The organism is Arthrobacter sp. Y-9 (assembly GCF_029690065.1).
In the GTDB taxonomy this organism is placed as follows: Bacteria; Actinomycetota; Actinomycetes; order Actinomycetales; family Micrococcaceae; genus Arthrobacter_E.
This window is the reverse complement of record NZ_CP121463.1, coordinates 2,603,380-2,624,166: the sequence shown is the minus strand read 5'-3', so window position 1 is coordinate 2,624,166 and position 20,787 is coordinate 2,603,380. Positions and strand designations below refer to the sequence as shown.

Sequence of the window (20,787 nt, the reverse complement as noted above, 5' to 3'; positions counted from 1 at the left end):
ATGCCCCGGGACCATTGCCGACCTTGAGGGGGCCACCTAGGATCGGGATGTGTTGCTCGCCGCTCTGTCTCCGTGCCATCTTGGGTCGGCGGAAGACCTCGCCCCCCTGCGTTTCGGACCTCCCGACCCGGCGTCCCCGATAGCGTCGCGCAGTCTCTTCATGGCGGGCGCACAGGCGTTCGAACTCTCGTCATGGTGCGGCACCTGTCCGTTCCTTTTCAAACGTCTGCCCGGTGCGAACGGCACTCTCTCGTCAGCGGTGACCTCAGTCCCGGCGCTGGAGCAGGCGATCGGGGCAGTGGACGCGGAGTTGATCGAGGCCTTCGCCGGGTTGCTTCCTGAGGGCGATTACCTTCCTCTTCTTCTGGAAGTCCGCCCGGAGCTCGTGAAGCCCGGCGACCAGAGGGACTACTTCGCGCACGAGCAAGTGGAGACCTGGGGCATCGACAGCTTCTGGGGTCTGCCTGAGGATCCACGGAGCTTCTACTATCGGACCTTTGAGACGTCCGTGGGAGACGCCGCGCACCTCTACGAGTTCGTCGTCCCCATGGTCCCGCCGACCTGGAACGACCGCGGGCGGGTTGCGCAGTATGAACAGATCCTGGGCCAGGGCACGACGCCGACGGCGGTCGCCCTGTCGACGCTGGACGTGTGTCAGCCCGCGCTCGCCGGGCCTTCCGGGGACTACTACGCCCATTGGGGACTCACGCATTTCCTGCTTGACGGGCACCACAAACTAGAAGCTGCGGCGCGTCGGGGAGGGGTGGTTCAGATCCTGGCATTCGTCAGTCTGAGCGACAGTCTCGCCACGTTCGCGGAACTGCAAAGACTCCCTGAGCTGCTGCAGCGCCCGCCCGGTGCGCGCCGCACGTCGGGCGAAGGTAGCTGAGACGCCTGTAATCGGCGGTCACCTCTGCGCGGCCGACGTCGGTCATGGCAGGATCAGTGTCCATGACCGACGTCGAGAACATCACGGATGGCATTGCGCTCCTCCGCGCCCTGGAGACGATCCCCACGTGGAGGAAGCCCCGGTGGGGAGATCTTGGCCTGCCTGTCGTCGACCGAGGTGACCATGCCATCTTCCCTCTCGCGATGGCCCCTCTGAGCGATTCCGGTGACGCCGGCGCGCTCCTCGAGACCGAGACCACGCTGAGGCGTCACTGCATTCACTTCTACGGCGGCGACTCCTTTCACGCCGAGTCGGTCCTCAGTCCGGACGACGGTTACGGGCGGAAGGTGCTCGAGGCCGGAGCCATTCCCCACGGAAGCGCTGTGCTGTGGTGGGGGATTCAGAACCTCGCCGTCGTGCTCATCCGGGCTGTTGATGAACGACGGCGGTTGGAGACCCTCGCCCTCCATGTCCTCCCCAAGGACTGGGTCTGGGAATCAGCGGTGCCGTTGAGCACCAAGCGGGCCGCGTCTCATGCCCGGCGCATGGCCCGGGAATGCAGCGCCGCTGACGCGCGGTGGTCCTGGCCGTTGAGCTGAGGCCGCGGGTCATCTGCGGCGGAGGCGAGTCTGTGTGGCCGTGGCGCGAGTCTTCCACACCGGACCTTGTCCACATAGCGAACTTCACCAGGCGACGAGGCGGTGCGACTGGACGAAGCTGAGGGCATGAGTATCAGAGAGATCATGCGGCGACAGGTCTTCGTTGCGGGAGTCCTGCAAGGGAGCAGCCCGCGCTATCGGCACCTGGTGACGTGGCGAGCTTTTGGTATAACGCATTCCGTTAATAACGCGATGCGTTATATGCTGGCGCTGTGATCAGGTCGTTCCGCGACCCCGCCACCGGTCGCCTGTGGCGGAGGGATCGCGTACCGTCGATCGATTCTCGGATCCATCGTGTCGCCCTGCGAAAGCTCCGTCAGTTGGGAGCGGCCGAATCACTCGCGGATCTGCGCGTACCGCCTGGCAATCGCCTGGAAGCGCTCGCGGGTGAACGTGCAGGGCAACACAGCATCAGGATCAATGACCAGTGGCGCATCTGTTTCCGGTGGACGGACGCTGGTCCCGAGGAGGTTGAGATCGTTGACTATCACTGAGCGGCTCGCGCCGGTCCACCCCGGTGAAGTGCTCCTGGCCGACTTCATCGAAGCCTTCGGCATCACACAGAACAAGCTGGCAGTCTCGATCAAGGTGCCTCCGCGAAGGATCAACGAGATCGTGCACGGAAAGCGGGCGATCACGGCCGATACCGCGCTCCGGCTCGCGCGGTACTTCGGTACCACGCCCCAGTTCTGGCTCCATCTCCAGATTCAGTATGAACTGGACCGTGCCGAGGATCGGGTGGCCGGACAGATCGCCGAGATCACGCCGTTGCAGGTGGCTTAGCACACGAGTGCCGCCGCACTCCCGTTCTAAGCCTCAGACCCCCAGTCCCCGGGCGATCAGTGCGTCGAAAGCGCGGTCGGGGAGCACCGCCCGCAGGAACACCAGCGGTTTGGCGCCGAAGCCCGGGAGGTACCGCGTCCGGGGGTGCTTGGCGGTCGAGGCTTTCACGACGGCCTTGGCGACCACTTCGGGCCGGGAGGCCAGGCGCGCCGTCGGACCCGAGCTGCCGCCGATCGTCAGGGCCATGGCCGCGGCCTGTCCGGCGTACGGCCCGTCCCCGGAGACCTCCTGTAGGTTTCCTGCGGCGATGCCGCCCCACTCGGTCCGGATGGACCCGGGTTCGATGAGCACGACGTCGATCCCGAAGGGCGCGAGTTCCATCCGCAGGGCGTCGCTGAGTCCCTCGACGGCGTATTTGCTGGCGTGATACCAGGCGCCCATCGGCATGGCGAAGCGTCCGCCCATGGAACTGACGTTGAGGATCCGGCCGCTGCCCTGAACGCGCATCCCCGGGATCACGAGCTGCGCCATCCGGGCGAGCCCCAGGACGTTGACGTCGAGCTGCGCCTGAGCCGTCGAGAGCGGCACCTCTTCCACCGAGCCGTAGGACCCATAGCCGGCATTGTTGACCAGCACGTCGATCCGGCCCTCCGGCTCCAGGATCGAGGCGATCGCGGCGGCGGACGACTCCGCGTCGGTGACGTCCAGGGCGATCGTGTGAATGCCGGCGTCGGCGAGGGCTGCCATGCGGTCGAGGCGGCGGGCCGCCGCATAGACGGTGAAGCCCGCCGCGTGCAATCCGCGGGCGGCGGCCTCGCCGATCCCCGAGGAGGCTCCCGTGACCACTGCGACCTTCTGCGTCATGTCCTCGTCCTTTCCTGGCGTGTGGAATCCCGACCGGATCGTCCGGACCGAGAGGTGAAGCGCTTGCTCACCACATTCTCACGGAGTTTCCAGGGACAATCCTGACTGCCGCAGGATCTCTTGAATGACGGCCCGCAGATTGGGGCCGTCGGCGGCCGCCGCCCGGACCACGAGTGACACCTCGCGGAAGGAGGCTTCCCCCGTGAGCGGCACCGCGGCGACACCGGGCGGCAGGGGTCCGCGACCGAGACGGGGGACCGCGCCCACGGCCAGGCCTGCCGCGATGTACTCGATGATCGACTGGAATTCCGCGGCCTCGTAGACGGGGCCGGTGGGATTGCCGAGTCCGCCCTGCGCGGCGATCCACTGGCGGTACGGTCCGTCATCCGGTGTCACGGCCCACGGCTCCTGCCGCAATTCCTCCATGGACACCCCGGGCCGCCCAGCCAGCGGATGCTGGGCGGGGAGGATCGCGTCCACGCGGTCCACCCCGAGCGAGAGGCGCCGCAGTTCGGGATCGGGAGCCTCCTCCGCGAGGCGGCCCCACGTCTTCACGAGCGCGAGATCCGTCAGGCCGGTCCGGACGAAGAGCAGGGATTCCTCGGGCTCGAGCTCCAGCGGTTGCACTGCCAGGGCCGGGTGCGCGGAGCCGAGGGCCGCGACGGCGGGGATGATCAGCCCCCGCAGCGCCGTGGGGAAGACGGCGATCCGCACCCGGCCCGCCGGTTCGCCGTCGTGCGCCGCCGCCAAGTCGTCCAGCGCGAGGACGATGGGACGTCCGCGCTCCACGAGCGATCGCGCGTACTCCGTGAGCACCACCCCGCGCCCCACTCGCTCCAGGAGGGCGCACTGGACGGTCCGTTCGAGGCGGCGGATGTGCTGGGTGATGTTCGACGGCGTGTAACTGAGCAGGGTCGCGGCCGAGGTCACCGAACCCGTGTCGGCCACGGCGATCAGAGCGCGGAGCGAAAGGACGTCGATCATTCACTAATTCTACAATGAAATGCCTAGAAACTATTACTGGTGCTAAAAGAAAATCGCGCTCATGATCGATACATGACCTCCTCCGCAGACCTCACCAGCACCCGCCGGCAGTCTCCCTCAGGCCCGCCGTCAGCCTCCACAGTGCTGCGCGCCAAGATCTGGCTCGCGCTCGCCATGGCGGGCTGGGGCACCATCGGGGTGTTCAGCATCCAAGCCGGCACCGACCCGATCACCACCGTCGCGTGGCGCTGCGTCTTCGCCTCCGGCGCACTGCTGCTCCTCGCGCTGGCGACCGACGCGTTCCGCAAGAGCACCTGGACCGCGAAGGCGGTCCTGCTCACTCTCGGCGGCGGCGTGGCACTCGTGGCGAACTGGGTGTTCCTCTTCCAGTCCTTCGCCACCACCACGCTCACCGTCGCAACGGTGTCGTATCACATGGAGCCGTTCCTGCTGGTGGCGCTCGGCGCGCTGATCAGCCGCGAACTGCCGAGAAGGCGGGACCTGATCTGGCTGGTCGTGGCGTTCGGCGGGCTCCTCCTCGCCACGAAGTTCATCGGGCCCGGAGGGATCGAGAACCTCGCGCCACGCGAGATCGGTGGCGTCCTCTCGGCGCTGCTCGCCGGCCTCCTCTACGCTCTCGCCACCCTGGCGGCGAAGCACACAGCAGGGATCCGCCCGTATGTCATGACCCTGATCCAGTGCGTGACGGGGGCCCTTCTGCTCCTGCCGTTCGCCGCCCAATTGCAATGGAGCGGCACCGGCTGGTGGTGGATCGCGGCGATGGGCGTGATCCACACCGGCCTGCTGTACTCGGCGCTCTACGGCTCGGCACGGGTCCTGTCCACCATGGCCCTCGCGGCGCTGTCCTTCGTGAATCCAGCCGTGGCGATCTTCGCGGATATCGCGGTCTACGGCCACATCCCGGACCTGGTCCAGCTCGCCGGCATCGTCCTGATCGCGGTCGCCACCGTCACCATCACGGTGCCCCGGAAGGACAAGGTCCTCGATTAGTCTGGTGACTGTTCTGTCCTGGTCTGTCCAGCGGCGATCCAGCCCTGACGAAGGAGTTCCCCGCGATGTCTTCCGTGCTCATCCGCGACTGCCGCGGACCCGAGGAGTACCCCGGGCTGGTCGCCATCTGGCGCAGTGCCGTGGACGCGACCCATGACTTCCTCGAGGCCGCGGACCGCGACGGGATCGAGGCGCAGCTCGCCGAGGCGTACTTCCCGCAGGTGCGGCTGAGCGTCGCGGAGCTCGACGGGCGGGTGGTCGGCTTCGCCGGGACGGCCGAGGACCGGCTGGAGATGCTCTTCGTCGACGCCTCCGCTCATCGGCAGGGGATCGGAGGCGCCCTGCTGGACCACGTGATCAGCGCGCAGGGCGTGCGGTCCGTGGACGTCAACGAACAGAATCCCGGGGCCGCCGCCTTCTATGCGCACCACGGGTTCGTCGTGACGGGGCGCAGCGAGACCGACGACGCCGGGCGCCCGTATCCGCTCCTGCACCTCGCCCTCGCGACGGTGCGGCCCCAGCCGCACCTCGTCCGGCGGGGCGAGGGCACACCGCTCCTGTTCGTCCACGGCAACGGCATCGACCACCGCCTGCTGCTGGATCTGGACGACGTGTTCGACGACGGCGGCTGGGAACGTCTGTACCTCGACCTCCCCGGATTCGGCGGCACTCCCGCCCTGACCGGCGATGGCGATCTGCCGGCTCTCGCGGACTGGCTCGACGCCGCGGCGGGGGAGCTGACGGGCGGGCGGCCCTTCGCCGTCGTGGGCAACTCCCTGGGTGGCCTGCTGGCGCGCGAACTGGCGGCGCGGCGGCCCGATCAGGTGCTCGGGCTGGCGCTGCTGGCTCCGGTGGTGGACTCGGTTCTCTCCCGTCGCACGCTGCCGGAGCAGACCGTGCTGCGGCGCGACGAGGATCTGCTGCGCTCGCTGAAGCCCGGCGATGCGATGGCGTATGAGGAACTGTCGGTGGTGCAGTCGCCGGAGAACTGGGAGAGGTTCCGGACCGCGGCGCTGCCCGGGCTGAAGGCCGCGGACCCGCGCGCCATGGATCGCCTGGCTAAGCGCTACGTCCTGGACCCGGCGCCGGACGCCCGGCTGGCGGGGTTCGCCAAGCCGGTGCTGATCGTGGCCGCGCGACAGGATCACGTGGTCGGTTTCGAGGACCAGGAAGTCCTCGCTCAGAGCTTCCCGGACGCGCGGTACGAGGTTCTGGATGAAGCCGGCCACAACGTCCACCTGGATCAGCCGGAGAAGGTCCGCGAGCTGCTCCGGGAGTGGGCGGCGCGGGTGCGGCGGTAGCGTACCCGGCCGGGCCTGTCGGCCCGGGCCGGGCAGGGCGCGTTTCAGTACGAGGCCGTGGCCCCGCCGCCGTCGCCCCCGTCGCCGTCCCCGGGCTGGGGGATGAAGCGCGCGGCGAGAGCCTCGGACGCTCTGGCCGTCAGCGCGACGTCGGCCCCCACGAGCAGGAAGGCCGCCCCGGCCTCCGCATAATCGGCGGCGGCCTGCGGGTCGAAGGCGTTGACGCCCACGGGTTTCCCCGCGGCCATCACGTCGGCGAAGGCGCGGCCCACCGCGGCGACGACCTCCGGGTGGCCCTGCCGGCCGAGGAAGCCCAGCGACGCGGCCAGGTCGCTGGGACCGACGAACACGCCGTCGATCCCGTCCACCGCTGCGATCGCACGTGCGTTCTCCACGCCCTCGCCGGTCTCCACCTGCACGAAGACCGACACGTGCTCGGCCGCGTTCTGCAGGTAGTCCGGCACGCGGTTCCAGCGGGCGGACCGTGCGAGGGCACTGCCCACACCCCGGATGCCGTGCGGCGGGTACTGGGCGGCGGCCGCCACGGACCGCGCCTGTTCCTCGGTGGAGACCATCGGCACCAGGATGGTCTGAGCGCCCAGGTCCAGGACCTGCTTGATGATGACCGGATCAGCGGACGGCACTCGCACCACGGCCGTGACCGGGTATCCCGACACGGCGTGGAGCTGGGAGAGCACGGATTCGAGACCGTTGGGCGCGTGCTCCATGTCGAGGAGGATCCAGTCGAGGCCGGATCCGGCCATGACCTCCGCCATGACGGGCGAACCGGAGCAGACCCAGCCGCCGAACAGGGGACGGTCGGACCCGCGCAGGCGGTGGCGGAGTGTGGGGCTCAGAGGAAGCGGCATGAGATGGTTCCCAACGGTCCGTAGTCGCAGAGCACGCTGTCGCCCCGGGAGATCCAGACGGGCCGGGTGAAGGACCCGGCCAGGATGATCTCCCCGGCCTCCAGCCGGTCTCCGTGGTGGTGCAGCTTGTTCGCCAGCCACGCGACGCCGGTGGCCGGATGGTTGAGGACGCCCGCGGAGACGCCGGTCTCCTCGATGGTCTCATTGCGGTACAGCAGGGCGGACACCCACCGCAGATCGATCGCATCCGGCTTGGTGGGATTCCCGCCGAGGACCATGCCACCGTAGGCGGCGTTGTCGCTGATGGTGTCCACGATCGTGCGCCCCTCCAGCTCGAGGTGGGAGTTCAGCACCTCCAGCGCCGGCGTGACGTACTCCGTGGCCCGGAGCACGTCCATGACCGTGCAATGCGGTCCTTCCAGTGGCGCGTTGAGCACGAAGGCCAGCTCCACCTCGATCCGCACATTCGAGTACGCGTCGAAGGGGAGCACGGAGCCGTTCTCCCACACGGTGTCATCGAACATCACGCCGTAATCGGGCTCCGAGATCCCGGTGGCCTGCTGCATGGCTTTGGAGGTGAGCCCGATCTTGCGGCCCACCAGGCGGCGGCCCGCCGCCAGGTTCTTCTCCTGCCAGACCCGCTGGATGGCGTACGAGTCATCGACCGTCGCCTCGGGGTGCCGTGCGGTGATCCGGGGGATCACCGCACGGTCGCGTTCGGCGTCGGCGAGTTCCTGGGCCAGCTGGGCGATGGTGCTGTCGTTCAGCATGGTGTTCCTCCCTCTCCGCTGACTCTAGAGCTGGTTGCCCAGCTTGTACTCGCCCTGCTTCCATTCGGGCATGGCCTCCTGGTCGTCCGGCCGGGTGTAGGAGAACCCGTCCGCGCCGATGGTGACGGCCATTTCGCTCGAATCGGTGCGCGCGACGACGGGCTGCGGGTTCCCGTCCAGGTCCAGGACCAGCGACGCCTCGGTGTACCAGCTGGGCACCACCGGGTTGCCCCACCAGTCGCGGCGCTGGTTGTCGTGCACATCCCAGGTGACCACCGGGTTGTCAGGGTCCCCGGTGTAGTAGTCCTGGGTGTAGACCTCCACCCGGTGGCCGTCCGGATCCCGCAGGTACAGGTAGAAGGCGTTGGAGACGCCGTGCCGTCCCGGACCGCGCTCGATCGCGTCGCTGCGGCGCAGCGCCCCGAGCTTGTCGCAGATCGCGAGGATGTTGTGCTTCTCATGCGTCGCGAAGCACACGTGGTGCATCCGGGGGCCGTCGCCGCCGGTCATCGCGGTGTCGTGCACGGTCGGCTTCCGGCGCATCCAGGCTGCGTAGACGGTGCCTTCGTCATCCTGGATGTCCTCCGTGACCCGGAACCCCAGGTCCTGCATGAACTTCACGGCACGGGGGACATCCGGGGTGACCTGGTTGAAGTGGTCCAGGCGCACCAGCTCACCCGGAACGTGCAGATCGTAACGCCAGGACAGGCGTTCCACGTGGTCGGTCTGGTGGAAGAACTCATACGGAAAACCCAGGGGATCCTCCACACGGACCGAGTCGCCGATGCCCTTCACGAAGCCTTCCGGGCGACGCTCCACCCGACAGCCGAGCTCCGTGTAGAACGCGACGGCGCGGTCCAGGTCCTCCGGTGTGCGGACACGGTAGGAGAAGGCGGCGACGGCGGCCACGGGTCCCTTGCGCAGCACCAGATTGTGGTGGATGAACTCCTCGGTGGAGCGCAGGTAGATCGCGTCCTCGTCCTCTTCCGTCACGTGCAGGCCGAGCACGTCCACGTAGAAGACCCGGGAGGCGGCCAGGTCGGTCACCACGAGTTCCATGTACGCGCAGCGAAGGATGTCCGGCGCGGGGGACTCGGGGGTGGCCACCGGGTTCGCCGTGTGGATCGGCGCCTCCTGGCTCACGTAGAAACCGGAGGAGGTGAGGGTGCGGTCTTCCAGATGCGTCATGTCATGCGTCCTTGCGTGAGATGGGGCGGTTCAGCGGGGGTCCGGGTCGTCGAGATCGTTCTCGTGAGGCGGTTCCTGCTTGCCGAAGGTCGGGTTGTGGACCTTGCCGAGCGTGATGTGCACGGCCTGCTGGTCGGTGTAGAAGTCGATCGAACGGTAGCCGCCCTCGTGACCGAGACCGGAGGCCTTGACGCCGCCGAACGGGGTGCGCAGATCACGGACGTTGTTCGAATTCAGCCACACCATGCCGGCCTCCACGGCCTGCGAGAAGTTGTGGGCCCGCTTCAGATCGTTCGTCCACACATAGGCGGCCAGGCCGTACTTGGTGTCGTTGGCCAGCGCGAGCGCTTCCTCCTCCGTGTCGAAGGGGGTGATCGCCACGACCGGGCCGAAGATCTCCTCCTGGAAGATCCGGGCGTCCGGTGCGACGTCGGCGAACACGGTCGGCGCCACGAAGTTGCCGAACGCGAAACCTTCCGGCTGTCCGCCGCCGGCCACGAGGCGACCCTCACCCTTGCCGATCTCGATGTAGCCCATGACCTTTTCGAAGTGCTCGGGGTGCACCAGCGCGCCGACCTCGGTGGCGGGATCGTGCGGGTACCCGACCTTGACCCGCCGGGCCTGAGCGGCGTAGCGCTCCACGAATTCGTCGTAGATGCCGCGCTGGACCAGGATGCGCGAGCCGGCGGTGCAGCGCTCGCCGTTCAGGGAGAAGACGCCGAAGATCGTGGCGTCGATCGCGGCGTCCAGATCGGCGTCGTCGAACACCACGGCCGGGCTCTTGCCGCCCAGTTCCATGGACAGACCCTTCAGGAACGGCGCGGCGTTGCCGAAGATGATCTGACCGGTGCGGCTCTCGCCCGTGAAGGAGATGAGCGGCACGTCCGGGTGCTTCACCAGGGCGTCGCCGGCGTCCTCGCCGAGGCCGTTGACGAGGTTGAACACGCCCTTCGGCAGGCCCGCCTCCTCGAAGATCCCGGCCCAGAGGGAGGCGGAGAGGGGGGTGAACTCGGCGGGCTTGAGCACCACGGTGTTGCCGGTCGCCAGGGCGGGGCCGAGCTTCCAGCTCTCCAGCATGAAGGGGGTGTTCCACGGGGTGATGAGCCCGGCGACGCCGATCGGCTTGCGGTTCACGTAGTTGATCTGGCGGCCGGGGACCTTGAAGGTGTCATCCGCCTGAGCCACGATCAGGTCCGCGAAGAAGCGGAAGTTCTCGGCCGCACGGCGGGCCTGGCCGAGGGCCTGGGTGATGGGCAGACCGGAGTCGAAGGACTCCAGCTCGGCGAGGCGCTCGTCCCGGGACTCGACGATGTCCGCGATGCGGTGCAGGATCCGGGAGCGCTCGCGGGGGAGCATGCGGGGCCACGGGCCCTCGGTGAAGGCGCGACGGGCGGCCGCGACGGCGCGGTCGATGTCGGCTTTCTTGCCCGCTGCCGCGGTGACGTAGCTTTCGTTGGAGACGGGTTCGAGGACGTCGAAGGTGTCTCCGTCGAGGGAGTCGACGAATTCCCCGTCGATGTAGTGACGGATGCGCTCGGGCAGGTCCGCGGGGACGTGCCGGCGGTCCAGGGCCGTGGGGGTCATGCTCTCCTCCAAGGTTGTGATCGTGACACCCGGATGGGTGCTCAGGCGGTGTGCCCGTCGCCGGGATGGCGTTGGGCGAGGTAGGCGTTCATCGTGGCCCAGCGGTGGTCCCGGGCGGCCATCTCGATCTCGAGAGGGCTGGCGTTGCTCCGGATGAGCTCGATGATGTGGTCGTGTTCCTCCACCGACTCGCGGGCGCGGCCGGGGATGAAGGAGAAGGTGGAATCGCGGACCCCGGCCATGCGGGCCCAGCCCCGGTGCACCAGGTCCAGGATGTGCGGGTTCGGGCACGGCTCGAACAGCACGGTGTGAAACTGCTGGTTCACCACGGTGAAGAGGTGGGGGTCGAAGTCGTCGAGGAGCCGGCGCAGCCGTTCGTTCATCTCCGCCGCCCGGTCCAGGTCGATCGAGACGAGGTGCGGTGCGGACAGCGAGGTCGCGACACCCTCCACGACGCCGAGCGTCTGCATGGTGTGCACGTACTCCTGCTCGTCCACGAGCGTCACGCGGGCGCCGACATTGCGTTCGAACTCCACGAGACCCTCGGCCTCGAGCCGCCGGACGGCTTCGCGCACCGGGACCACGCTCATGTCCAGGGAGGACGCGATCGACCCGAGCACGAGCCGGTAGCCGGGCCCGAACTCGTGGCGCGCGATGCGCTCGCGGATCCACTCGTAGGCGATCTGGGACTTGCTGAGGGAGGTCACGGTGCTGCTCATGCCCTCATTCTCCCGTTCCGCGTTCGGCCTCGAAGAGGGCCCGCCACTCGGCGTTCAGGGGGAACAGCCCGTCCACGGGATGACCGTCGGCCACCTGGCGCGCGATCCAGGCGTCCTCCGCTTCCTGGGCCAGGGCCGCGTCGGCCACCTCTTCGGCGAGCGACGGCGGCAGGACGATCACGCCGTCGTCGTCGCCGACGATGATGTCGCCGGGCTGAACGGTGGCGCCGCCGCAGGAGATGGTCAGATCGCTGTCCCACGGCACGTGCTTGCGTCCGAGGACCGCAGGGTGGGGGCCCTGGCTGAAGACCGGGAGGCCGGTCTCCGCCACGGTCACGTAGTCCCGCACGCCGCCGTCGGTCACGACGCCGGCCGCGCCCCGGACCTGCGCCCGCAGCGCGAGCACGTCCCCAAGGGTGCCGGAGCCACGCTCACCGCGGGCCTCGATGACGATGACCTCACCTTCGCCGACAGAGTCGAAGACGCGTTTCTGGGCGTTGAAGCCGCCGCCGTGGCTGCGGAAGAGGTCTTCGCGGTTCGGGACGAAGCGGAGCGTCTTCGCGACGCCCACCATCTTGGTGCCGGGCACGGAAGGCCGCACGCCGTCGATCGCCACATTGTCGAGACCGCGCTTGCGCAGCTGCTGTGAAAGGCCCGCCACCGGGGTCTCCAGCAACTTGGCCCGCAAGGCGGGGGAGAGGGCGGGGCCTGGTTCGCCGAGACCGGCCGCCTCACGGGAGCCCCAGGCCTCCTCGCGCTGGTGGTCGTCCACGGACGGCAGGGAACCGAGGGCGGGGTCGAAGGCGCCCGGGCCCTCGACCACGCGGGAGACGAGGCGTCCGCTCGACGGCGCGCCTTCCACCGTGGGAGCGTCGACCTCGACTTCGATCACGTCGCCGGGCACGGCCACGGAGGAGCCGGCCGGGGTGCCGGTGAGGATCACGTCGCCGGTCTCGAGGGTGAGGTGCTGAGAGAGATCGGCGATCAGCTGGGAGAACGGGAAGATCATGGCGCCCGAGGTGTCGTCCTGGACCAGGTCGCCGTTGCGCCAGGCCCGCACGCGGAGGGCGGCGGGGTCGATCGTGCGCGCGTCGATCAGCTCGGGGCCCACCGGCGTGTAGCCGTCCCGCCCCTTGTTCCGCAGATTGGAGCCCTTGTCGTTGGACCGGAGGTCGTACAGCCCCCAGTCATTTGACGCCGTCACCCAGGCGACGTGGTTCCAGGCCTCGCCCACGGAGACCCGGTGCGCGGGCTCACCGATGACGAGCGCGATCTCGCCTTCGAAGGCGAGCAGTTCGGTGCCGGCGGGCCGCTCCACGGTGCTGCCGGAGACGCTCAGGGAGCTCGTCGGTTTGAGGAAGTAGGAAGGCGAAGCGGGCGTCCGGCCGCGCTGCGCGGCACGCGACGCATAGCTCAGATGCACGGCGATGATCTTGCCGGGAGTCACCTGAAACGGCGTGGATTCCTTGGTCGGCACGGGCGTCCCTTCACTCGCTGACGGAGGTCGTACACCAAATCATATACGATTTGGATTCACTGACAAGGGGGTTGTCAGGTCATATCTGAAATCGTATATTTTCTGGTGCAATGCGATGGTGCATCGCCCGAACTCGCCCCTGGAGCACCAGATGAACGAGAAATCCCCTGTCCTCACCCGCCCGGAAGCGTCCGCCACGGACCGCCGCCGGGTCCTCTTCGCCACCGTCGTCGGGACGACCGTCGAGTGGTACGACTACTTCATTTACGCCTCCGCCGCGGGGCTCGTCTTCGGACACCTGTTCTTCGAACCCGCCGGGAAGGGGATCGGAACCATCCTGGCCTTCCTCACGGTGGGCATCAGTTTCCTCTTCCGCCCGCTCGGAGCCTTCCTCGCGGGTCATTTCGGTGACAAGTACGGCCGCCGGATCGTCCTGGTGGTGACGCTGATTCTCATGGGCGTCTCGACCGTGCTCATCGGCCTGCTGCCGGGCTACGCGCAGGCCGGCATGCTCGCGCCGGTCCTGCTCATCATCCTGCGGATCCTCCAGGGCATCTCGGCCGGTGGCGAGTGGGGCGGCGCGGTCCTGATGGCCGTCGAGCACGCCCCGCGGAACCGGCGGGGGCTCTACGGGGCCATGCCGCAGATCGGTGTGCCGATCGGGCTGCTGCTCGCGAGCGCGATGCTCGCCATCATGAACGCGCTCTTCCCGGGCGAGGCCTTCCTCGGCTGGGGCTGGCGCATCCCGTTCCTCTTCTCCGTGGTCCTGATCCTCGTGGGTTATTGGGTGCGCCGGCGGGTGGAGGAGAGCCCGGTGTTCACCGAGATCGCCGCCCGCAAGGAGCAGACCGGGATGCCCGTGGTGCGCCTGTTCGCCCGGTACACGCCGCTGGTCCTGCTGGCCGCGCTCGTGTTCGCCGGCAACAACGCCGCCGGGTACATGACCACCGGCGGCTATGTGCAGAACTACGCCACCAATCCGGACGGGCCGGTGGGTCTGGACCGCGGGTCCGTGCTGTGGGCCGTGACCGCATCGTCGGTGAGCTGGCTCGTGTCCACCTTCGTGGCCGGCTGGCTGAGTGACCGTATCGGCCGCAGGAACACCTATCTGATCGGGTGGGTGCTCCAAGGGTCGGCGGTCCTGGCCCTGTTCCCGCTGGTCAACACCGCGAACTCCGGCCTGCTGGCCCTGGGACTCATCCTGCTCACGCTCGGACTCGGTTTCACGTACGGCCCGCAGTCGGCCTGGTACTCGGAGATGTTCCCGGCATCCGTGCGCTTCTCCGGGGTTTCGATCTCGTATGCCATCGGGGCCATCGTCGGCGGCGCCTTCGCTCCGACCATCGCCGCCTGGCTCCAGCAGACCACCGGCACGTCCCAGTCGGTCACCTGGTATCTGCTGGGCATGACCGTCGTGGGTCTGATCGCCACGCTCCTGCTCCGGGACCGGCGGGGCATCGACCTCAGCCCCGCCGCGGAGGAGGAGCAGTCGCACGGCGTCTACGCCTGGCAGCGCTGAACAAGGGCGGTGCTGACCAGGCGGTGAGTTGACCGCGAGGCCCGGCGCCGGCGTCGTGCGTGGTTGAGATGGCCCCTTCTCGGGCGGAACCTCGCGGTTTCCCCGAGAAAGTGCCATCTCGCCGACGACGCCGGCCCCCGGCGTCAGCTGTTCACGCGGATGACCTCGCGCTGGTAGGGGGCGATCACCGAGCGTGAGATCCTCAGGTCGAGCACGAGGAAGGGGCGCTCTCCCGCCGGACGGGAGGCCCATTCGGCGAGCCGGTCGAGATCCTCGATGCGCCGCACCACCACGCCTTCGGCCCCCACGGCGCTGCCCAGCGCGGCGAAGTCCACGTCCGGGATGAGCATGGGATCCTCGGCCAGGCCTTTGAGGCCGTAAAGGTTGACCTCGGCGCCGTACGCTCCGTCGTTCCAGACCACGCACAGGCCCCGGCCGCAGGCGGTACGCACCGCGGTCTCCAGATCGGACAGCGCCATGAGGCCGCCGCCGTCGCCCGTCGTGAGGACGATCGTCGCGTCAGGGTCGGCCTGCGCGGCACCGGCGACGCTGGGGAAACCCAGTCCGATCGACTGGTACGCGGTGCCGACCATGATCATGCGGGTGGGCGAGGCCACCGGCCAGAACATGTTGGCCCAGGCGATGAAGTGCCCGCCGTCGCTCACCACGATCCGGTCCTCCGGCAGCAGTTCGGCGATCCGCGCGGCTGCCAGCCGGGGATCGAGCCGCCCGTCGGCCAGCTCGGGCTCTCCGGGATCCTGGGTGCGCAGGGCCGCGACGTCCACGGTGTCCCGCCAGCCCGATGGCCGTGCGCCGTCGAGGGCCGCGTCGAGGGCCGCGGTGAGCGCCTCCGCCACCAGGCGCGCGTCGCCCTGCAGGTAGTCGCCCACGCGGGGATGGGTCGCGGCCGGCGCGATGTCCACCTGCACCACGCGGGTGCCCGGCGCGAAGAGCTCGCCGAACCGCATGGTGAACGGATTCAGTGACGCGCCGAAAACGATCGCGACGTCCGCTTCCCGGATCAGCTCCATGGCGCCCGGCGCTCCGAAACCACCAGTCACCCCGAGGTCGAAGCGCTGGTCGGGGAAGACGCCTCGCCCGAGCGCGCTGGACGAGGTGACGGCCCCGGTGGCGTCCGCGAGGGCTCCGAGAGCGGGGCCGGCGCCGGCGAGATGCGCTCCGCGCCCGGCGAGCAGGAGCGGCCGTTCGGCCTGGGCGAGCGCCTCGGCCACGCGGGCGATGGCGGCCTGGGTGAAGGGGGCCGGCGCCTGGGGCTGTGGGAGCCGGAGCGGGGGAGTGGCGGGGACGTCCCCGGCCTCCAGCGTGGGCACGTCGTAGGGGATGGCGAGGACCACCGGGAGCCGATACGCGAGGGCGTGCTCGATCGCGATAATGGTGGTCGCCGCCGCGTCGAGCCGCCCCGCGGTATAGGTGCGGACCCCGACGGCGGACGCGAGGGCGATCTGATCCACATCCCACGGGCGGGGGCCGGAGGTCGGCTCGTCCCCGACGATTAGCACCAGCGGGATGCGTGCCTGGGCCGCCTCCGCCAGCGCGGTCAGCGTGTTGGTGAACCCGGCGCCATAGGTGGTGGTGGCCGCTGCGATGCGACCGGATGCGCGGTAGTGCGCGTCCGCCGCCACCACGGCGCCGGCCTCGTGGCGGACCGCGGTGAAGGTGGCGTCGGTGTCGCGCAGGATCGAGTCCAGGAAGTAGGCGTTCCCATTGCCCATGAGGCCGAAGACCTGATCGATGTGGCGGGACAGGGCGATCGCGACGTGCTGAGAGACGGTGGGCATGGTCGTGCCTTTCGAGACAGACGGAGAGGTGGTGTCCGTATGTGTCTCGCGCGTGCTGTTCGCACGGCTTCGTGCCCCTTTTTCGGGCACCGGGCTCGGCCGCCTGTGAGGCTGGCTGTGCCGGACGTCACACATCATACCCAAGAACATGGATCGTATACGTTCTCTTGTCGCGCCGGTTCCGGGCGGTTATGCTCACTTCATTCGATAAAGGAATAGTGGGTTCAATTATCGAACTTTGACTATTGGCAGCGTCTGTCACCACACAGCGACGTGAGGAGATCCACCGTGCAGTTCCACCACCATGGGTACGTATCCGGCGACCCGCGCATCCAGCCGGCCGCGGGCGTTGGGCTGAACCGCCCGGATGAGCTGCCGGATGAGGTGGACGTCCTCATCGTCGGCACGGGACCCGCAGGCATCACCCTCGCCGCGCAGCTGTCCCAGTTCCCGGACGTCACCACCCGCATCATCGAGCGCCGTCCGGGCCGCCTCGAAGTGGGACAGGCCGACGGCATTCAGGCGCGGAGCGTCGAGACCTTCCAGGCGTTCGGCTTCGCCCAGCGGATCACCGAGGAGGCGTACCGGATCACCGAGATGGCGTTCTGGAAGCCGAACCCCGAGCAGCCCGGCGACATCATCCGCACCGCCGTGGCACCGGATGACCCCAGCGGCGTCAGCGAGTTCCCGCACCTGATCGTGAACCAGGCCCGCGTCCAGGACTACTTCCTGGAATTCATGAAGAACTCTCCCACCCGCAACCGGCCGGACTACGGCTGGGAGTTCGTGGGCCTCGAGATCGACCCCGAGGGCGGGGAGGGCCCGGTCTCGGTCACCCTGCGCCGGACGGCGGGCGCGGACGAAGGCACCGAACGCGTGATCCGGGCGAAGTTCGTGGTGGGCGGCGACGGCGCGCGCAGCAAGGTCCGCGACGCCATCGGCCGCAAGCCGGTGGGGGACCAGGCCTTCCACGCCTGGGGCGTGATGGATGTCCTCGCGGACACCGACTTCCCGGACATCCGCCGCAAGTGCGCCATCCAGTCGCACGACGGCGGCAGCATCCTCCATATTCCCCGCGAAGGCAACCACCTCTTCCGCATGTACGTGGACCTCGGCGAGGTGCCGCACGACGACTCGGGCAAGGTCCGTCTGACCAGTCAGGAGGAAGTGGAACGCCGGGCCAACCAGATCCTGCACCCCTACACCCTCACCGTGCGGCATGTCGCGTGGCGGAGCGTCTACGAGGTGGGGCACCGCGTCACGGACCGCTTCGACGATGTCCCCGCCGAGGAGGTGGGCTCCCGGACGCCGCGCGTGTTCATCATGGGCGACGCCTGCCACACGCACAGCGCCAAGGCCGGTCAGGGCATGAACGTGTCCATCCAGGACGGCTTCAACCTGGGCTGGAAGCTCGGGCACGTGTTGGAAGGCCGGGCGCCGCTCTCCCTGCTCGACACCTACTCCGCCGAACGTCAGGTCGTGGCGCAGAACCTGATCGACTTCGACAAGGAGTGGTCCAGTCTCATGGCGGCCCGTCCGGACGAGATGGCCGATCCCGCGGAGCTGGAGCGCTTCTACGTCCAGACCGCGGAGTTCCCAGCGGGCTTCATGACCGAGTACACGCCGTCACTGATCGTCGGGACCGCCGACCACCAGGATCTCGCCACCGGCTTCCCGCTGGGCAAGCGCTTCAAGTCCGCCGAGGTCACCCGGGTGTGTGACGGCAACCCGGTGCACCTCGGTCATCACGCCCGGGCCGACGGCCGCTGGCGCATCTACGTCTTCGCCGGCCACGACGGCCTCGATCCGGCGTCGGAGACCGCCGGTCTCGGACGCTGGCTGGGGGAGTCCCCGGAATCCCCGCTGGCGGCCACGCCGGCCGGTCTGGACACGGATGCCTGGTTCGACGCCAAGGTGATCTACCAGCAGCCCCACCTGGACATCGACATCACCACGGCGCCGGAGGTCTTCCTTCCCCGCACCGGGCCGTTCCAGGTCATCGACCATGAGAAGGTCTACGCCGCCGATCCGCGGCATGACGTCTTCGACGCCCGCGGCATCGACCGGGACGGCGTGATCGTCGTGGTCCGCCCCGACCAGTACGTCGCGCAGGTCCTTCCGCTCACGGCTCGGGATGAACTGGCCGGGTTCTTCGCGCAGGCCAGCCCGAAGGCATCGCGCTCCTGACGGCCAGAGCGCGCTCAGGCGCCGTACGCCCGCGCGATCCGCTCGCCGGCGGCCTTGAGCCGCTCGGCGATGGACTCCTCCTCATGGGGAAGCGAGACGTGGATGACCGCGATCGACGCCGGCGGCTGGCCCGGCAGGGTCAGCGGGACGGCGACCGACCACAGCGACGGGACCACCTCGTCATGGCTGAGGGCGTACCCGCGTCGGCGGCTGAGGTCGATCTCGGCGCGGAGCTGTTCGTCGACGTCGTCGGGCCAGGCTTCGGACGGGAGGGAGAGCAGGATCGCTTTCCCGGGGCCGCCACGCGTGATCGGGTGGCGGTGTCCCGGACGGTAGGAGACGACGGCCACGGTCTGGCGCGGGGACGCGCTGATCAGGGTGACCGCCTCCTCATGGTCCAGCTGGACGGCGAGGAGGCAGGTCATCCCGAGTTCGTTGGCGACCGCGTTGAGTTCGGGGAGGGCGGCCTGCTGGAGGTCGCGGGACACCCCCGCGGCCAGCGCTGCCAGGCCGGCGCCCAGGGCCACCCGTCCGGAGGCGTCCCGGAAGGCCAGGCCATGGCTTTCCAGCGTGAGCAGGAGCCGGTAGGCGACGGAACGGTGGACGTTCAGCGCCGCCGCCAGTTCCGCGATCGTCGGCGGACGGTCGGACGCGGCGATGATCTCCAGCAGGCGGATGCCACGGCTGAGGGTCTGGGATCCGGGCGTGCTCGTGTCACTCACATGTTCGATAGTAGAACAGGCACGTCCCGGCTCCCGGCCGCTGGAATTCAGTGGATGACGGTGCGCGCCTGAGCACGAGCCAGCTCGACCTCGCGGCGGACGGTCTCGTCCTCCTTCCGTGCGCGGTACTCGAGATCCAGACGGTCGCGCAGCACGTCCCGCTCGCACGGGGAGAGCGGACGCTGGACGGTGCGCCGAGGGATGAAACGGGTGAGGGACGGGAACAGACGACGGCGGAGGGATGGGCTGGAGTGAAGGGGTGAAGTGACCATGTCCTCAGTCTTGGCGGGCCGGCTGGTGGAGTCCTCGATTCGGCGCAGGCCGAATCATCGAGGCCGGCGTCGCCCCGTATTACTCTCAAGCCATGCTGCTGCAACTGACCCCGGCGGACCTCACCCGGATCCGCTTCAGCGTCTCGCCCTGGTGGGAAGCGGTCACTTCGGTGCTCACGCTTGCCAAAGGAGTGCCGATGCACCGGCGATGGATCGCGGAGTCCAAGGAGGTCCTGACCGCGAGCCCCGGCGCCGCACGGAAATGGGATGTGCTCCGGGCCTTCATCACGGCCAACGGGCACATCCTGGACGGACTCACCCCCACGCCGTCGCGGGATGAGAGCTTCCAGGACAGCAAAGACCGCGTGCTGAATCAGGACGCGAATCTGCTGCTGCATGACCTGCGGATCATCCGCTCGGTGGCCGATCACCCGGCCGCCCCCGCGATCCTGGACGCCTTCGAAGCCGAGCCGCACCGGGTGATCGAGGAATTGTGCGACGCCGTCGAATGGGTCTGGCGGCTCGCCGTCGAACCTCATTGGGAACGCATTCATGCGCTGCAGGTGGCCGACATCGACTACCGGCTCCGCCTGCTCTCCCGCGGCGGTCTCGACGAGGTGCTCAGGACCCTTCACCCCCAGGTGCTGCGGGTGGACGAGGGGCTCGATTTCGTCGGCAAGAGCTGCGATGTCTTCTCGGGCACGAGCTGCGACCCTGCGGTCGATCCCGCCGGCCCGGGCCTGACCCTCATCCCCTGCGTCTTCGCCTGGCCGGGAACGGTCTTGCTCAACGCCCGTCCTTACACGCCGACCGTCAGCTATGCGCCGCGCGGCGTGGGCTCCCTCTGGGAAGTGCGCGACGGCGGCCGGGACGCCTGCGCGCTGTCCGATCTCATGGGCGGCACGCGCGCCGCCGTGCTGGCCCAGCTGGACATCCCCATGACCACGAAGTACCTCGCGCGGCATCTGGACATCTCACCGGCCACGGTCAGCGAACACCTCAAGGTGCTCGCGGCGGCGCGCCTGCTGGAGGCGTATCGGCGGGGCCGGGAGGTCTTCTACCGCCGGACCTCGCTGGCGGACGAACTGCTGAAGGCCTGATCGATGGGGTCCGGCGGCTCGGCGATCCGGGGCCTGACTGCGTCGCGCGGTCGGCCTTCCGCAGGCGCCGGCCGGGTGCTCTTCCACCGG

The 20,787-nt window shown here is 68.9% G+C and carries 20 protein-coding genes; 9 read left to right on the top strand and 11 right to left on the bottom strand.

The genetic code is table 11. From position 1 onward, the window contains the following. The first annotated feature begins 160 nt into the window (after positions 1–160). The 4 genes from P9849_RS11805 to P9849_RS11790 all read left to right on the top strand — a co-directional run bounded on the left by P9849_RS11805 (position 161) and on the right by P9849_RS11790 (position 2,331). On the top strand, positions 161–889 hold the full coding sequence (locus P9849_RS11805) for a hypothetical protein (protein ID WP_278266973.1): 729 nt from the start codon (positions 161–163) through the stop codon (positions 887–889). 62 nt (positions 890–951) lie between these two features. Further along, positions 952–1,488 (top strand): hypothetical protein, encoded by a 537-nt coding sequence (locus P9849_RS11800; RefSeq protein WP_278266972.1) that lies wholly within the window; start codon positions 952–954, stop codon positions 1,486–1,488. A gap of 272 nt (positions 1,489–1,760) precedes the next feature. Continuing rightward, positions 1,761–2,042, top strand: a complete 282-nt coding sequence (locus tag P9849_RS11795; protein WP_278266971.1) for a type II toxin-antitoxin system RelE/ParE family toxin — start codon at positions 1,761–1,763, stop codon at positions 2,040–2,042. Continuing rightward, positions 2,029–2,331 carry a HigA family addiction module antitoxin gene (locus P9849_RS11790; protein WP_278266970.1) on the top strand — a complete coding sequence of 101 codons (303 nt, stop codon included), beginning with the start codon at positions 2,029–2,031 and terminating at the stop codon, positions 2,329–2,331. Before P9849_RS11795 ends, P9849_RS11790 begins: the two co-directional genes overlap by 14 nt. A gap of 33 nt (positions 2,332–2,364) precedes the next feature. Here the strand turns inward: P9849_RS11790 and P9849_RS11785 are convergent, their stop codons facing one another. Beyond that, on the bottom strand, positions 2,365–3,195 hold the full coding sequence (locus P9849_RS11785) for an oxidoreductase (RefSeq protein WP_278266969.1): 831 nt from the start codon (positions 3,193–3,195) through the stop codon (positions 2,365–2,367). 78 nt (positions 3,196–3,273) lie between these two features. Then, positions 3,274–4,179 carry a LysR family transcriptional regulator gene (locus P9849_RS11780; protein ID WP_278266968.1) on the bottom strand — a complete coding sequence of 302 codons (906 nt, stop codon included), beginning with the start codon at positions 4,177–4,179 and terminating at the stop codon, positions 3,274–3,276. A 72-nt stretch (positions 4,180–4,251) separates the two neighbouring features. Between P9849_RS11780 and P9849_RS11775 the strand changes: the two genes are divergently transcribed. Together P9849_RS11775 and P9849_RS11770 are read left to right on the top strand one after the other, a co-directional pair. Continuing rightward, positions 4,252–5,190, top strand: a complete 939-nt coding sequence (locus tag P9849_RS11775) for a DMT family transporter (protein ID WP_278266967.1) — start codon at positions 4,252–4,254, stop codon at positions 5,188–5,190. Positions 5,191–5,255: 65 nt separating this feature from the next. Next, positions 5,256–6,491 carry an alpha/beta fold hydrolase gene (locus P9849_RS11770; RefSeq protein ID WP_278266966.1) on the top strand — a complete coding sequence of 412 codons (1,236 nt, stop codon included), beginning with the start codon at positions 5,256–5,258 and terminating at the stop codon, positions 6,489–6,491. Positions 6,492–6,535: 44 nt separating this feature from the next. Here P9849_RS11770 and P9849_RS11765 read toward each other — a convergent pair whose 3' ends face one another. The 6 genes from P9849_RS11765 to P9849_RS11740 are packed head-to-tail and all read right to left on the bottom strand — an operon-like array spanning position 6,536 to position 13,098. Beyond that, positions 6,536–7,360 (bottom strand): HpcH/HpaI aldolase/citrate lyase family protein, encoded by an 825-nt coding sequence (locus P9849_RS11765; RefSeq protein ID WP_278266965.1) that lies wholly within the window; start codon positions 7,358–7,360, stop codon positions 6,536–6,538. Then, positions 7,345–8,130, bottom strand: coding sequence for a 2-oxo-hept-4-ene-1,7-dioate hydratase (gene hpaH / locus P9849_RS11760; RefSeq protein WP_278266964.1), 786 nt, complete (start codon positions 8,128–8,130; stop codon positions 7,345–7,347). Before hpaH ends, P9849_RS11765 begins: the two co-directional genes overlap by 16 nt. A 24-nt stretch (positions 8,131–8,154) precedes the next feature. After that, positions 8,155–9,318 (bottom strand): 3,4-dihydroxyphenylacetate 2,3-dioxygenase, encoded by a 1,164-nt coding sequence (gene hpaD, locus P9849_RS11755; protein WP_066211290.1) that lies wholly within the window; start codon positions 9,316–9,318, stop codon positions 8,155–8,157. 30 nt (positions 9,319–9,348) lie between these two features. After that, entirely contained in the window at positions 9,349–10,902 is a 1,554-nt protein-coding gene (hpaE, locus tag P9849_RS11750; RefSeq protein WP_278266963.1) for a 5-carboxymethyl-2-hydroxymuconate semialdehyde dehydrogenase, read from the bottom strand. Positions 10,903–10,943: 41 nt separating this feature from the next. After that, the gene (locus P9849_RS11745) at positions 10,944–11,621 is read right to left on the bottom strand and encodes a GntR family transcriptional regulator (RefSeq protein ID WP_278266962.1); all 678 of its coding nucleotides are present in this window, start codon (positions 11,619–11,621) and stop codon (positions 10,944–10,946) included. A 4-nt stretch (positions 11,622–11,625) separates the two neighbouring features. Continuing rightward, on the bottom strand, positions 11,626–13,098 hold the full coding sequence (locus tag P9849_RS11740) for a fumarylacetoacetate hydrolase family protein (protein WP_278266961.1): 1,473 nt from the start codon (positions 13,096–13,098) through the stop codon (positions 11,626–11,628). A gap of 151 nt (positions 13,099–13,249) precedes the next feature. Between P9849_RS11740 and P9849_RS11735 the strand changes: the two genes are divergently transcribed. Beyond that, positions 13,250–14,617, top strand: a complete 1,368-nt coding sequence (locus P9849_RS11735; protein WP_278266960.1) for an MFS transporter — start codon at positions 13,250–13,252, stop codon at positions 14,615–14,617. Between the two features lie 143 nt (positions 14,618–14,760). Here the strand turns inward: P9849_RS11735 and P9849_RS11730 are convergent, their stop codons facing one another. Further along, positions 14,761–16,416, bottom strand: a complete 1,656-nt coding sequence (locus P9849_RS11730) for a thiamine pyrophosphate-binding protein (protein ID WP_278266959.1) — start codon at positions 16,414–16,416, stop codon at positions 14,761–14,763. A 288-nt stretch (positions 16,417–16,704) separates the two neighbouring features. Between P9849_RS11730 and P9849_RS11725 the strand changes: the two genes are divergently transcribed. After that, positions 16,705–18,603, top strand: a complete 1,899-nt coding sequence (locus tag P9849_RS11725; protein WP_278266958.1) for an FAD-binding monooxygenase — start codon at positions 16,705–16,707, stop codon at positions 18,601–18,603. Positions 18,604–18,617: 14 nt separating this feature from the next. On the opposite strand, the gene P9849_RS11720 is transcribed toward P9849_RS11725, so the two are convergent. Together P9849_RS11720 and P9849_RS11715 are read right to left on the bottom strand one after the other, a co-directional pair. After that, positions 18,618–19,325: a helix-turn-helix domain-containing protein gene (locus P9849_RS11720; protein WP_278266957.1), complete on the bottom strand. Its 708-nt coding sequence runs from the start codon at positions 19,323–19,325 to the stop codon at positions 18,618–18,620. Positions 19,326–19,372: 47 nt separating this feature from the next. Continuing rightward, on the bottom strand, positions 19,373–19,597 hold the full coding sequence (locus tag P9849_RS11715) for a hypothetical protein (protein ID WP_278266956.1): 225 nt from the start codon (positions 19,595–19,597) through the stop codon (positions 19,373–19,375). Positions 19,598–19,689: 92 nt separating this feature from the next. On the opposite strand from P9849_RS11715, the gene P9849_RS11710 reads away from it, so the two are divergent. Beyond that, the gene (locus P9849_RS11710; protein WP_278266955.1) at positions 19,690–20,697 is read left to right on the top strand and encodes a helix-turn-helix domain-containing protein; all 1,008 of its coding nucleotides are present in this window, start codon (positions 19,690–19,692) and stop codon (positions 20,695–20,697) included. The last annotated feature ends 90 nt before the right edge of the window (positions 20,698–20,787 follow it).